General features: G+C 52.3%; 6 protein-coding genes, 2 tRNA genes and 1 pseudogene. 4 read left to right on the top strand and 5 right to left on the bottom strand.

Annotated elements, in window-relative coordinates:
- Positions 1-99 precede the first annotated feature (99 nt).
- The 5 genes and pseudogenes from MUN86_RS21685 to MUN86_RS21700 form a co-directional block, all read right to left on the bottom strand.
- Positions 100-4,893: an MBG domain-containing protein gene (locus MUN86_RS21685; RefSeq protein ID WP_245120063.1), complete on the bottom strand. Its 4,794-nt coding sequence runs from the start codon at positions 4,891-4,893 to the stop codon at positions 100-102.
- Positions 4,894-4,956: 63 nt separating this feature from the next.
- Positions 4,957-5,913 (bottom strand): annotated as a pseudogene (locus tag MUN86_RS32470) (hypothetical protein); the annotation flags it as partial.
- Positions 5,914-6,580: 667 nt separating this feature from the next.
- The gene (locus MUN86_RS31335) at positions 6,581-7,498 is read right to left on the bottom strand and encodes a TerB family tellurite resistance protein (protein ID WP_280640558.1); all 918 of its coding nucleotides are present in this window, start codon (positions 7,496-7,498) and stop codon (positions 6,581-6,583) included.
- A 288-nt stretch (positions 7,499-7,786) separates the two neighbouring features.
- The gene (locus MUN86_RS21695) at positions 7,787-8,662 is read right to left on the bottom strand and encodes an AsmA-like C-terminal region-containing protein (protein ID WP_245120064.1); all 876 of its coding nucleotides are present in this window, start codon (positions 8,660-8,662) and stop codon (positions 7,787-7,789) included.
- Positions 8,626-10,356, bottom strand: a complete 1,731-nt coding sequence (locus tag MUN86_RS21700; protein ID WP_245120065.1) for an AsmA family protein — start codon at positions 10,354-10,356, stop codon at positions 8,626-8,628. The genes MUN86_RS21695 and MUN86_RS21700 overlap by 37 nt, the downstream gene beginning before the upstream one ends.
- A 143-nt stretch (positions 10,357-10,499) precedes the next feature.
- On the opposite strand from MUN86_RS21700, the gene MUN86_RS21705 reads away from it, so the two are divergent.
- The 4 genes from MUN86_RS21705 to MUN86_RS21720 all read left to right on the top strand — a co-directional run bounded on the left by MUN86_RS21705 (position 10,500) and on the right by MUN86_RS21720 (position 14,662).
- A tRNA-Val gene (locus tag MUN86_RS21705) sits at positions 10,500-10,574 on the top strand.
- 22 nt (positions 10,575-10,596) lie between these two features.
- A tRNA-Val gene (locus tag MUN86_RS21710) sits at positions 10,597-10,671 on the top strand.
- Positions 10,672-10,954: 283 nt separating this feature from the next.
- Positions 10,955-12,511: an ArnT family glycosyltransferase gene (locus MUN86_RS21715; RefSeq protein WP_245120066.1), complete on the top strand. Its 1,557-nt coding sequence runs from the start codon at positions 10,955-10,957 to the stop codon at positions 12,509-12,511.
- Positions 12,512-13,240: 729 nt separating this feature from the next.
- On the top strand, positions 13,241-14,662 hold the full coding sequence (locus MUN86_RS21720; protein WP_245120067.1) for a glycosyltransferase family 39 protein: 1,422 nt from the start codon (positions 13,241-13,243) through the stop codon (positions 14,660-14,662).
- The last annotated feature ends 53 nt before the right edge of the window (positions 14,663-14,715 follow it).

Below are 14,715 nucleotides of genomic sequence, written 5' to 3' on the forward strand. Positions count from 1 at the left end.
CAGCCACCAAGCGGTTACGCTCTGGTAGCTGGGCATCATGTTTATACCGCCTATCTGTGCACTACCCACTATGAGCAACGCACAGATGGATGAGTTTGGCTAGTGTGCAACAACGACACGCTTGTTTTCCACTTTGCCGTTTACAATCAAGCGGCACATATAAACTCCTTCGGGCAGATTTTCGCTGCTCAGGGGGAGGGTGTACTCGTGGCCACCAACTATTTCGGCGTTGTAGAGGGTAGACACCAAGCTTCCCACGCCGTTGTAGAGATATACCTGCGCCTTACCGCCTGCTGGGGCCGTGAAGCGTACAGTCGCTTTGTCAGACATCGGGTTAGGATATACTTCCAACGACTGGTCAACACTCTTCAACGCTGAGGTACTGGTGGCGGTGCTCAATACGGCCGGACTGCTAGTGGTAACTGCGGTAACGCGTGCTTGGGCAGGAGCACCAGCAACCGAAACTTCATCGATAAAGGCTACCGTTCTTCTAACAGTCTTTACGCCATTCCATTTGCTTGAATACCACACCCCACCGTTGCTGCGGTACACGGTGATGGCAAGGCTATCTATTTGAGCAGCCGGAGCAGTTACAGAAGCGTTGCGCAAGCCGTCGTACATGTCGAGTTGCATGGTGCAGTTGCCTTCTATACTCTGCGCTACGCCATTTACAATCTCCGCTATGTTGGCCTTGCTGCTAAACTGAGCCGTTGGGTTCGTGGTAGCCAGAACCGAAATAGCGTTGCTCTTGAGCTTGTAGGTGTGCATAGTCGGCGTTTCGATGCCATTGCGGTCAAACTTGCTGTTCACCGTTACTTCTACGCCGCCCTGCGGATTCTTTAAGCTCTTGTTGTACTGGACGTAGAAAGCAAAACCGGCCGAACCTTTGACGTAGCCAGCTGAACTGGTAGCATCAAATTTGCCGCCGCCAGCTATTTGTCCGCCAGGTGTTGGTACTGCCACTGTCACTTCCTTGTCAGTCGATGAGCTATTAATGCTCTTGTAATTGCCTGTCACAACAACTGCAATGTTCAAGATGGTTGTGGAGCCGCTGATGCTGTATTGCACGTTGGCAGCGGCTGTTCCGGTGGTCAAATCACCAGGATTGACTAACCCTACTGGCAAGTTCTGCGCACCGTTGATAGGCGTGAGGGTGGTACCGTTGCGGATGAAGAACGACGCTCTGGCGGTAGTGATGTTACCGCTGTAGTTAGGGTTGGTCTTCAGGGTGGTCACAAGATTCAAAGTAGCTGTGTTGCTGCTTGAGCTTGTCGTCCAGTAGAAGCTTGAACCTGTGTAGTAGGTGTCAGCAACTGGATTAACCGTTTGTTGGTCAACCTGCAACGTTACCGTCTTGCTAGCCGCATTGTAATTGTCGGTAGCTGCAGCATCCACCCGCAGGGTCTGAGAACCCGCATTGAGCACCGTACCTGAAGCAGGGGTATACGTCAGTGCACCAGCGGCCGTGCCGTATGGCGCGCCCGCTACCGTAGCGTTGAGTTGCGTGTTTGAGAGAGGAGTACCGTAAACGATAGCTGCTGGATTAGCCCAGGTGATAGTCTGGTTAGCCTTGGTTGCCGTCACCGATGCTGTTAGTTGGGGTGCAGCATTATAGTTCTCGTTGCCTGCTTGGTTGTAAGTCACCGTGCCGCCGGTGGTGCCGCTGGTCAGGATGTAGGTGGCACCGCTGTTGGTCAACGAACCCGTGCGGCCGTAGCTCACGGGCAAGCCCGAGCTAGCCGTAGCTGCCACCGTGAAGCTCGTGTTGTAGACGGCACTGCTTGGGGCTGCTGTCGTAACCGTAATGCTCTGGTTAGCTTTGTTAATTACCAACGTAGTAGTAGCTGGGCTAGTGGCCAACTCATAGTTAGCATGAGTTAAGGTGGCGGCTACTGCATACGTACCCGCATTGGTAGGTGCCGTGGTAGAGCTTGCATAGCTAGCGCTGCTGTATTGTACTTCCACTCCGCTTAAGTTAGCTGGGGTAGTTGTAGCTGTTACAGGCAGTGGAGAGCCCGTGTAGGTTTGCGTAGTGTTGCCAAAAGCAATTGTCGCCGTTGCTTTGCCAATAACGAGCGTACTGGTCGCTGAGCCGGTGAAGTTGTCGTTGTGCAACGTCGCTTCTACAGTGTAAGAACCTGCATTGGTCGGAGCGGCTACGGGTGTAGCTGCCTGCGAATAAGCGAAAGTGAAGGTGCTCAGACCCGTTACCGTAGTCGTGGCTGATGCCGACTTGGCACTGCCATTATAGGTCTGCACTAAGTTGCTTAGCGTAATAGAGTTACTAGCGTCTGCTTTGTTGATTACTAGGACGCCGGTTGCTGAACCCGAGTAATTAGCGTTGTTCAAGGTGGCTAGTACATTGTAGCTGCCAGCGTTGGTAGGAGCTGCTACCACTGTGCCTCCCTGCAAGTACGTGAATACGAAGCTGCTGGCTCCTGTAGCCGTGGTGGAGGCTGTAGCGGCCTTGGCCGTAGCGTCATACGTTTGGCTCAAGCTAGCAAGCGTGACAGAAGCCGCTGCTTTACCGATAACGAGCGTCCCGGTAGCTGAGCCGGTAAAGTTATCGTTGTGCAACGTAACCTCCACGGCGTAAGATCCTGCGTTAGTAGGAGCTATTACAGGCGTTCCTCCTTGGGAGTAGGTGTAAGTGAAGGTACTGGAGCCGGTGGCACTCGTGCTAGCCGTAGCGGCTAAGGCGTTGCCGGTGTAGGTCTGGCTCAGACTGCCTAGCGTTACCGTTGCCAGTGCTTTTTCGATGGTCAACTTTCCTAGAGCGTCGCTAGCGGTGTAGTTGGGGTTGCTCAAGCTTGCCACCACATCATAGGTGCCAGCCGCCGCAGGAGTCGTCGATGACCCATTGTACGTTACGGCTACGCCAGACAAACCGCTTGGAGTTGTAGTAACAGTTACTGCTTTAGGGGAACCCGTGTAAGTGAACGTGGTAGTTCCCAAAGCCAATGTTGCCACTGCCTTATCAATAACCAGCGTGTTGGTTACGTCTTCAGCAGCATAGTTGTCGTTGCTCAAGCTGCCTACTACTTGGTAGGAACCAGCATCAACGGGCAGCGTGCTACTAGCCGGGCCTGCCACCCCATTGGTGAGGCGCGCATACGTCACCGATACGCCAGCCAAATTAGCTGGATCCGTCGTAATGCCGACTGTCTTGCCTGTTCCGGTGTACAGCTGGCTTAAATCAGATGCTGTCAATTCTAGCGTAGCGTTAGCCTTGAGTGCGGTGACAGGAGCCGTGAGTTCAGGAGCGGCATTGTAGTTCTCGTTGCCGGCCTGGTTGTAAGTCACCGTGCCGCCGGTGGTGCCGCTGGTCAGGGTGTAGGAGGCGCCGCTGTTGGTCAACGCCCCTGTGCGGCCGTAGCTCACGGGCAAGCCCGAGCTAGCCGTAGCTGCCACCGTGAAGCTGGTGTTGTAGACAGCACTGCTCGGTGAAGCCGTCGTTATCGTGATGCTTTGATCTGCTTTAACGGCATTTACCGTTGCTATTACCTCAGGCGCCTCATTGTAATTCTCGTTACCAGCCTGGCTGTACTTAACCGTGCCGGTACCAGTACCACGGGTCATGGTGTAGGTAGCGCCGTTGTTGGTCAACGAGCCAGCGCTGGCGTATGTCACAACTAAGCCGGAGCTAGAAGTAGCCGCCACGGTGAAGCTGCTGCCAAACACAGCACTTGACGGCGCAGCAGTAGTCACCGTGATATTCTGATCGGCTTTTTTGATAACCAGCGTGTTAGTTACGTCCTCAGCAGCATAGTTGTCGTTGCTCAAGCGAGCCACTACTTGGTAGGAACCAGCATCAACGGGCAGCGTGCTACTAGCCGGGCCTGCCACCCCATTGGTGAGGCGCGCATACGTCACCGATACGCCAGCCAAATTAGCCGGGCTTACCGTGGCAATTACCGTTTTGCCTGTCCCATCATAGGTTTGGGTCAAGTCGGCCGCTGTAAGCATCAACGTGGCGGTGGCTTTGTCTACAGTTAGCCTAACGGCTGCACTTGTTACTGAAGAACAAGCGCCAGTAACCAGTACATAGTATTCGTCTGCGTCGGTTATAGCAGCAGACGAAATTGTATAGGTAGAGTTTGTAGCGCCAGAGATGAGGCTACCTGAACCTAAGGCGCCTTTGTACCATTGGTATTCAACGCCCGTTCCCGTTGCCTGAACAGTAAAGCTGGCTTGTTCTCCAAACTTAACTGTGGTAGCCAATGGTTGAGTTACTATCACTGGCACAGCCTTGATGCTTACAGACGTAGTGGCCGAAGTGACGGCGCAGCCATTGCTTGCTGCAATGGTATTCGTTACCACGTAGGTACCTGCCAAGCTAGTGCTAGGATTGATTTCGCCGGTAGCTGCATTTATCGCCAAGCCTGTGGGAGAAGCGGAGAAGGTGCCAACTGTCGCGCCAGCAGCTAAAGCCACTTGCGCAGAAGGAACAGAGGTGCAGTACGAGGCGGCTCCGTAAGTGAATGTGGCAACTGGCGCATCAGTAATCGTGATGGAAGCAGTGGCGCTGCTCGAGCAAGTACCTGATACAGTGTAAGTCACCACATACGTACCAGCCGTGCTGGCGCTCAGATTGATTGCACCCGTCTTTTCGTCTAAGCTTAGACCCGTACCCGACGAGAAGGTGCCACCTGCTTCGCCCGAGATGCTTGGAGTAGGATTAATACCCGACTTGCAGAACGAGCCAGTAGCATACGCGAAAGCAGCGCTTGGCAACGGGTTTACAGTTACGGTAGTAACGGCTGAGGCTGCCGAACATCGTGCTGCATTGGTAGCCGTTACACTATAGTTACCCGAAGCACTTACAGTTATGGAAGAAGTGGTTTCACCGTTACTCCACAGGTAGCTTGTACCACCCGAAGCAGTCAATGTCACAGAGCCGCCGCTGCAGAAGGTTGTTGGGCCGTTGGCAGCAATTGTGGCTACCGGCTTCGGATTAACAGTAACAATTACATTCTGAGTGTTTGGGCACCCATTAGCAGTTAAGGTATACACATAGGTAACCGCAATAGGAGTTGCTGTTGTGTTAACAAGGTTCTCGTTTATAACAGCTGAATTTCCAGAGCTTGCTGCATTACTGATACCTGGTACGGCCGCACGACTCCAACTAAAGTTAGTACCCCCAGTGGCGCTGGTAGCAGTATAGATGAACGGCGTGCCGCTGCAAATTGAACCTAGGGCACTGCTGCTTAAAGTAGGCAACGGATTAACCGTTATGGTAGCGCTGCCACTTAGAGTGTTGTCGCATGAAGCACCAGACCCATACGCAGCACTTACCAAGGAGTAAGTTGTGGTAGTTGTCAGAGCCGCGGTAGTTAATGAAGCCCTGCCTTGGTTATTCAGGCTGATAGTTGAATTGGAACCGCTTCCTATTCTGTAAGTAACTATAGCATTAGGCGTTCCATTGAAAATTACAGTTGAGGTAGAACCGCTGCAAATAGGTGAACTGGCGCTAATACTGGCAGTTGACAGTGCTTTGATGCTGATCGGACCTGAAATCGGACTTGTTGCAACCGGATTAGAGGATACTACTCTAACACGATAGTTGTCTCCGGTTGCAGTGCTGGCAGGAATAATAACAGAGATAGGCGTTGTCCCAGCTCCTCCTTGAAATGCACTTATAACAGTGAAACTAGCAAATGACCCATCCTTATTAGACAACTGAATGGTAAAGGAGTTTCTCGCATTTGGTTGACCCGTGTTTACGAATTGACCGTTAGCTGTGAATGTAATAACAACACTGCTGGCAGTTCCTTGACAAAGGTCAGTAGCGGAAATGCTAGGTGTGCTGATGGTCTGCCCCATGACTTGGACAGCTAGGAATAGCAGAAACAGCAAGAGCCCGTAGGCCTTGCGGTGTATCCCGCCTTTTAGAGGGGGTAGAGGTACTCTCATATGTTGTTGGGAAATTGCAATGGTGGTTTAATTGGGAAATGGAAAAGCTGACTATAGCAAGAATTCGTATCCTAGAGCTAGATCTAGTGGCTAAGCAATACTGTTGTATTTAATCTGTAGATCTATAGTAAGGAGAGTTCAGTTGGTCTAAACCAAACTTGTATAGTGTGCTGTAATTACGCGGTAGTCATTGAAAGGGATTAATCACAAATAACTGAAAACCACTCTATAACTTTCAGATCGAACCTATATTCGAACTTGGGAATAAACATGGCGTGACCCTCCTCATAATTAGTTATGCGGCGCTACAAGGACAGTATTTGAGATTCTATGATGGGGACATGTTCATTTCGTAGACGAAAGAACATTGAGCCTATGAATGCCACATATTTTACCTCAATAGTACAACGTTAAATGAATATTAACAACAAGTCCAAATACATATTTTAATAATAAAAGTTGAAATCATACCAAAGCGGTTTACAAGCATAGATTTAAGCTCAGAAATAATAGCATTTTGGTTATTCAAAAAATTGTTATTGCGTGGGCTATACTAACGTTCCCATGCATTGTCCATCATACTGTATGTAGAATGCTTACACAGAAAAGCCGGCTATTCCTGATGGAATAGCCGGCTTAGATGCTATATGCTAATCTTTAATTCACTCTAACGGCCACCGAGTAGGCCGCCAAGAAGGCTCCCCATTCCGCCGCCACCGCCACCGAGCAAGCTACCCAAGCCGCCACCGCCTGCGCTGCGTGGGGCCGAGCCAGGCTGACCACCCAGGCCACCAAGGATAGACATAAGAGAACCAAGACCGCCGCTGCCGACATGCGAGCCTTGCTGCGGTATATTGCCATACGAGCTTTGAGCACCGCCACCGCCGAGTACACTACTCAGCAGGCCACCACCCAACAAACCACCGAGCATACCGCCCATCGAGCTGCCGCCCATGGCGCTGCCCATAGCACCGCTTAGTAAACCACCCATCGAGCCGCTGCCCCCGAGCATACCACCGCCCATCGAGCCACCGCGGCCACCCATCACTCGTGATAGTATCATGGGTGCGGCCACGCCTAACAGGCCGGCCATCAAGGCGCCTTTCGGAATACCTACGCTGGAGAGTTTATCGGTAACGCCGCTTAGAAAACCTTGCTTGGCAGGATCGTTGGCATCGTGCGGAACGCTCGCTGCTTGGTCAACTACCTGCTCTAAAGCTTGGGTTTGCTGCTGATTGATACCGAGGTAGCTAGCAATTTTGTTTACCATAGCTTCCTCGTCGTTGGCGTACGATCCATCAGCGCGGGCGAAGCTAATGAGGTCAGTTACTAAGGAAAAGCGTAGCTCGCTTCCTTTCAACGCATCTAGATTGGCTTGTACGCTTTGATTTGTAGAGTCTTTGGCTGCCGCCAGTACTTGCTGCGTCGCGCCGCCCGAAAGGCCTGCCTGGTGTGCTAGCTGCTGCAAAAACTCTATTTCGGCGGCCGAGGCTTCACGGTCGGCGGAAGCTAAGCTGGCAATCACACTCAGATACGCCGCTTTCTCTTGGTCGGAATAGTTCTGCAGGAGTTGGTTGTCATCCATGGTATTTAAGAAGGAAAGGGTGGACATATAATTTGATGTCCTTAACGCACCTGCTCTGATTAGGTTGATTTTGGACCTACGCATTCAAGCACTAACGCCCTGAACTCCTACCATTGGCAACTCTCTTTCTTGATTACCCTAGAGCTTATACTCACAGCTGGCCCGCCCCGCTTCTTTAACCAACTCACCTAATTACTCCTCCTGCTTTTCTGGAACGCTCTATTTAAACCACCATGTAACTCCCTCTTGCTTTACAGAAGGTATTACTACTGCTCTTACTGGCCGAGTCTAGAACTCGAAGTACTCACCGGTTTGCGGTTGGGCTGGCTTCTTCTTTTCAGGCTTTTTCAACTCAAACGGCTTCCGTGGCTCCGCGGGTTGGGCGGGATCAGTAGATGTAGCCGGCTTGGTAGCGGTAGGTTTCAACAACCCATCGAGCAAACCCGGTTTGCGCGCGGGTGCAGAGCCACTAGTTGGAGTACGCGCTGCTTGGGCGCGCGCCCGATCGTAGGTCACCCGGAAGTTGTTTTCGTCGCCTTGAATGGCTAATAGTAAGCTAGGGCCCGCTGTGTTTCCATTTGGCACCACCTTGGACAGCAAGCCCGGCAAGATGGGAATGCTCAGGTGGTAGTCCATTTGCTGATCGAAGGTGTGAGTGCCCGTAACCCGCACCAGCGAAGCAGCTTTCACATTGGAGCGAATTTCCATTTCCGGCAAATACACCGTTCGGCTTTGGATGTAGACGGGAGTGGTTAGCTGGGCGAAGCGTAAGTGCCGCAGCCTTTCGCGCCCAGCAATCATCGACAGCTTTTGCAGTGGCATAAAGTTGTTCAGTTCCCCATTACGCACGGTCACCTTCACTTCGGCTTGCAGTTTGTCGGTGAGTGGGTCTAGGTTGCTGCTAAAGTACATGTCCGATTCGGCGGAGGCGCTGAGTGTGCCCCGCAGGTGACGCGCCGTAATGAACTGCTGCCCAAAATCTTCGAACACGTAGAACAGGCTATCGAGGGGTAGCTGCTGACAACTGGTACTGGAACTTAGGCGCAATAAGCTAGGGTTGCGAGCATCGAGCGTCCCTCGAAAACTGGCCCGGCCGCCAGCCGCTGCCACCGACAACGCAGGCGCACTCAACACCTGATTCTGAAGCCGGATAGTACCGCGCAAATCTCGCCCCGAAACCGCCGGAATCGGGTCCGTTGCGCTTGCATATTGACATCGAGTGCTAGGTTCGGAGGAAATCGGAACCCGTAGCCATTCTTGGCAGAAGCTGCCGAAGTGGCCGTACCGCCCGAAGAACGTAGGCTCAGCAACTGGTCGAAATTCAGTTGCCTAGACCTCACAGCAGCTTCTACTAGCAATTGTTGCCGCGGCAAGAGCAGCCACCCAAAGCCATTTTTAAAAACCCCATTCATCTGAAAATCAGACGCGCCCACGCGCCCAGTGAAGTTATTGACCGCCACATCATTGCGGCGCAGCAGGAAGACACCGTTTAGGCCCGTAAACGGCTGCGTAAACTCACGCAAGCGTAGCTGCACGCCGCGCAGTGTAAGCTCCCCTGTCGACTGGACCGTTGCCGTACCCGGGTTGGCTTTGAACTCGCGCATATTGCCGGCAAACGACACCTTCAGCTGCGCTGTACCACTCCCCCCGCGCACAGCCGCTACCGGATAAAACTGCAGAACCCGCGCTACATCTAAATCGGCATTCAAATTTAACACCACCCGCGGGTCCTGAAAATCACTGTAGCGCAAGCTGCCATTGAACGGCCTCCCCTGCAAAGTACCGCGCACATCACGCAGGTCGAGTTCCGAAGTACGCGCCGACCGTGATGTACCATTGCTGAAAGTGCCCGTCAGGAACACATGCTCCACGGCCTGCTTGTACTCGGGGTGGTAGAACGATGCATCACGGCAGCCAAACTTAAAGTCGAGCCGTGGGTTGTCTTTGCCAGCGAGCGTGCCGCGTACTGTGCCCCCAAAGTACACGTCGCCTCGGCTGCGGTAGGCACTCAGGCGGTTCGATATCCGAGGCGGCAGCAGCGCCAGCACCGACTGTACATCTGTGTTGCGCCCGTCTAGTTGCACGTCCAAATCAGTGGCTTGCTGGTAGCTCACGCGGCCCGCCACTCCGTAGGCGGCACGGCCTACCTGCAACTCTGAAGGCTGGATGGTAACGAGCCGTGCCGCCCGGTCGACCCGCAAACGAGTGGTGACGCGCAACGCTTTATCGCGGAAATACGCATCCGAACCTAGCTGCAGGGCCTCGACATACGTGTTACCTTGCGCTGTCACGTCCACCAGCATGTCGTTCACATCCAATTCGGCCTGCATATCCTCGACGCGCACAGTGTAGCGCTGCTGCCGCAGTTGGTCGTCGTAGGTGGTGTGAATACGCTCCAAGTGCACGTTTTCCAAACCGAAAGCCAGCGGCTTATCAGACGGCGCCGAAGTGGTGTCGTAACGAATTACGTCGTAGTTCGGGCGTCCTTGTGCATCGTGTCCCACATAAACGCGCCCATCGGTGAGCGTGACGGCCCGAATCCGGTAGTGCCCTCGCCACAGGTCCCAAGCGTCGAAGGCGCAGTATAGGCGCCGGGCGCGAGCTAGCGGCACCGTGTCTTGGGCAAGCGAGCCACTTACGCGCACTTCATGCAGCGTGATGGAGACTCGGGGAAACTGATCGAGCAGTGACACCTCCATCTTACCTACTTGCACCGGCGTGCGCAGGTAATGATTAACCTCCTGCACAAACAGCGCAATGATGCGGTCTTGCCCTAGCCACACGCCCGCTATTGCCCCGCCAAGCAGCAACGCTAAGCTTAGCAGAAAATAAAAAGTGTATCGCCGCAGCTTTTTCAATCCTTTACTATTTCTTGACTCTAAAAGAGTTGGATGTCTTTCTCTCCTGTGCAAAGGAATTTCTGGACTCAAAGTTCGCACAAAGAGTTGCGTAATCGAAAATGGTCCTGCATATTTGCAATCCCAAACGGGGAACACCCCTCGGGAGATTAGCTCAGCTGGTTCAGAGCATCTGCCTTACAAGCAGAGGGTCACTGGTTCGAACCCAGTATCTCCCACTTTCATAGTACGCTTACCCTCGGGAGATTAGCTCAGCTGGTTCAGAGCATCTGCCTTACAAGCAGAGGGTCACTGGTTCGAACCCAGTATCTCCCACACTTACAAAGGACAGCCGCAAGCGGCTGTCCTTTTTTGTTTTATGGCTTGATCTTGACCCGTTAGGCACGAGCTTTTGTTGCTCCTTGTCTCAGCAAATGCAGACGAAAATGGGTTATTATAGCTAGCCACTCTTGCGCTGATCCAGGAAATACTTGCTTCAAGGCTGTAGCCATATCTTGCGCGTTGAAACCTCACGCTTCTAACTATGGCTATTGGCTCTACATAGCAATCCTGGCTCGCAAGGATGTTTTTTGGAGCGCTAATAGTGTTGGGGTTCTTTTTGGTTGACGACTACGGCGTGTCAATTGATGAACCGACCGACCACTACAATGGCGCAGTGAGCGGGAAGTATGTTGCTGAGGTCTTGTTTCCAACCTTTGGCCAACATGATTCCACGGTAGCTCAAATTAGGTCTTTAGCCAGCCATAATAATAATGACCATGGCGTGGTGTTTGAATTGCCGATGGCCGGCTTAGGCCGGCTCTTCACGCATGGGCACCCAGCCCGCTATTACTTGCTGCGGCACCTACTTATTTTTTTGGTCTTTGTGCTAGGCGCTTGGGCATTATACAGGCTTAGTTGGCTGCGATTCAACAGTCAGATGGTAGGGGTGCTGACTGCAACTTTGCTGGTGCTCTCACCCCGCATGTTTGGTGAAGCATTTTTCAATGGCAAGGATATAGTATTTCTGGTATGCTTTACCTTGGCTATGTTTACGCTAGCGTGCCTAGTACAACAGCCCACCCTTAAACGGGCTGTACTGCATGGCTTAGCTACAGCAATTGCTATTGCGATGCGGCTGCCAGCCCTCATCCTGATTTTTTTCACTGTTGGTAGCTTTGTTTTACTGGCCTTGTACCCAAGCCCTACCGATTCAGTGGCCCGACGACGCTACCCGTTCATTCTAGGACTGTACTTGCTCGTTACGGCGCTAGGAGTGGTTGGGTGCTGGCCTTATTTATGGGAGGCACCACTCAGTCGCTTTGTATCTGCCTACCGCAGCCTAAGCCATTATAGCTGGCCTTTTACTACGCTTTACTTAGGGAAATTTCATCTGGCTACGCAATTGCCGTGGCACTATATTCCGGTGTGGCTGCTCGTTACCACGCCTCTGCCCTACGTGGTGGCTGCCATTATAGGCCTGGCAAGTAGCTTGTGGTTAGTAGTGAGAACACAAGGCAATTACCTGCGTACGCTAGCAGGGCGTTTTGATCTGGTGGTAATAGGGTGGTTGCTATGTCCAGTTCTGTCAGTGATTGTCTTGAAGTCGACGCTCTATGATGGATGGCGGCACCTATACTTTATCTACCCGGCACTGCTACTACTGGCCGTACGAGGGCTACTACTACTTGGGAAAGCCATGAAGCGGCCACGCATCCGCTGGCTGGCCGCCGTCATGTTAGTTCTAGCCAGCCTTGAAACTCTCCGCACCATCGCCCGCATGGTACAGTTGCATCCCTATGAGCACCTGTACTTCAATCATTTACCAGCACGAGTAGTGGAGCAGCAATTCGAGCGTGACTACTGGGGCCTAGCGTTCCGGCAAGGAGTGGAGTGGATTCTGGTCCACGATCCAGCGACACTAGTTACCGTCAGTAGCGACGTGCAGGATATGCTTTATGCTAATACTTTATCACTATCCTCCGCTGACCAGGACCGATTGCGTCTAGTACCCAAAGGGTCGCCTTTGCCACCGGCGCGTTACTTTCTAGCCAACTACCGCTGGCACCCGCAGCCTTACCCTGACAGCTTAGGCCCCGAAGTCTACACAATACGAGCGGAAGGCATCCGCATTTTATCTGTGTTCCGGCACCCTGACAGTGCGTCTTCGAAATAAAATGATAGGCTTCATCATTTCCGAGCAGTTAGACAGTCACTTCCCAACACGAATCTGATTAAGTAGACGCTTGTAAAGCTAGCGCACTACCTCCCTTTTACACTGTTTGTTAAGCGGTATTCGTCTCCAGCAACATGCTATCTGTTCGACTGCTATGTTCGTTCCAGGAAAAGGTCGCACTGATAGCATGGAGGCTTTAAATTACTTTTTGTTTGGGACTACTTTCTCACAATCTAGACTCTTTTTCATTATCGTCTACTGCTAGTACTTATAGCTCCATAAATTCGATAAGAATGGAAGTTTACGCCATCCAGACATATAGTATAAAATACAATCAGTTTCCCCGTTCATAAAGTATGCAGACTAAATATCTTCGACCTTTATTGCCGATCATCCTATTTCCTTACCAAGTCAGCTTCTCTAGATATTTTGCGCTTCTACTTTGCGTGCCTCGACCTTGATGCCTATTTCCAATAAGGCACCTCGGCTCATTGTATGTGCATTTTTCGGGTTACTGATTGCCTTAGGGTTTATGCTGGTTCGGGACTATGGCGTATCCTGGGATGAGCCCAATAATCACCTTAATGGGCTTGTCAACCTCAAGTATATAGCAAGCTTAGTACTGCCGCCGAGCAGGTACAGCAAAATCCCACCTTTGCCACCACGCCCGACATCCGAAATTTTCCGGATGCGCACCATGGGCCGGTCTTCGAGATTTCAGCTATTGCATTGAGCTACCTTGTCACCGACCACGATTCCCGCTCCTACTACTTGGTCCGTCACTCGCTAGTATTCTGCATTTTTGTAGTAGGGGTGTGGGCTTTGTATCAGATAGGCAAGCGTCACTTTCAGAATTGGCGTTGGGGTTTAGTTAGCGCTGTGCTACTGGTGCTTTCACCCCGGTTTTTTGCCGAAGCTTTCTACAACGGCAAGGACATCGTGTACATGTCGTTTTTCGCGCTGGCGATGCTCACGCTGCTGCGCCTACTTACACAGCCCTCGATGGCCCGGGCCATATTACATGGGCTGGCTACTGCGCTAGTTGTGGATGTGCGAGTCCATGGAGTACAGTTGCTGTTGTTCACTGCCCTAGGGCTGTTCCTAGATAACTGTTTTAACTCTTCTCGCATAGCAACTACGCGCCATACCTGGAAGCTCGCCGGTGCTTACATGAGTACTGTAGCTATCGGTGTTATAATCGGTTGGCCCTACTTATGGGCACGGAGCATATCCGAATTGCTCTCGGTGGCTTCTCACGCCGTGCGTTACCCGTGGGGCTTCACCAATTTTTACTTAGGCGAACAGGTACTTGCCAAAGATTTGCCCTGGCGCTACATCCCCGTGTGGATGCTCATCACGATTCCATTGCCGTACTCACTAGCGGCGGGTGTTGGGCTGCTGAGTTGGTTAAGACACCTCTGGCACGAAGGACTCGGCTTTTACCTGAGCACTTCCGAAGGCCGCATTAACTTGCTATTAGCTCTGTGGTTGCTGGCACCAATAGCTGTCGTCGTCAGCACGCACACTGTAGTGTACGAAGGCTGGCGACATCTTTACTACATTTACCCGGCACTGCTACTGTGGGCTGTGCACGGCTTCCGAATGGTAGCTAGGCTGTCTAGGCAGCGCAGTGGTATTCAGTTGGCTGCTCGTACAGCCTTGGGCCTGGCGGCCCTCGAAGCGGTGCATACTACGGTGCGCATGGTGCAGATGCACCCACACGCCAACGTGTACTTCAGCTTTTTGCCGGGCTCCACCGCCGAAAGACTATTCGAGCGTGACTACTGGTGCTTAGCGTACCGCCAGGGAATGGAGTGGATAGCTACTCACGATACGGCCTCTACCCTGACGGTCAATACATTCTGGCATTATCCACTCTACAACAACTCCTTGATTTTAAAGCCAGAACAGCGGCGCCGCCTGCGCTATACGCCTGGCAACACGGCCTGTTATTACTTAGCCGGCTACCGTTGGCACCCACAATCCTACCTCGATTCGCTCGGGGCCAAGGTTTACGTTATCCGGGCCGGCGGCATCAAGGTATTATCGGTGTTCAAACGACTGCCGCAAACGCCTAACTGGAAAATGAATCCGCCCGCCAATAGCGTTAGTTCTCAACGCCTTCCGACAGTAGCTCGTGATAGTCATTAGCTAATTTAGTGGCAGTCAACAGCGTCTTTCTTATTATTTTGTAAGGTATTCGC

This window comes from Hymenobacter volaticus, assembly GCF_022921055.1.
Taxonomy (GTDB): domain Bacteria; phylum Bacteroidota; class Bacteroidia; order Cytophagales; family Hymenobacteraceae; genus Hymenobacter; species Hymenobacter volaticus.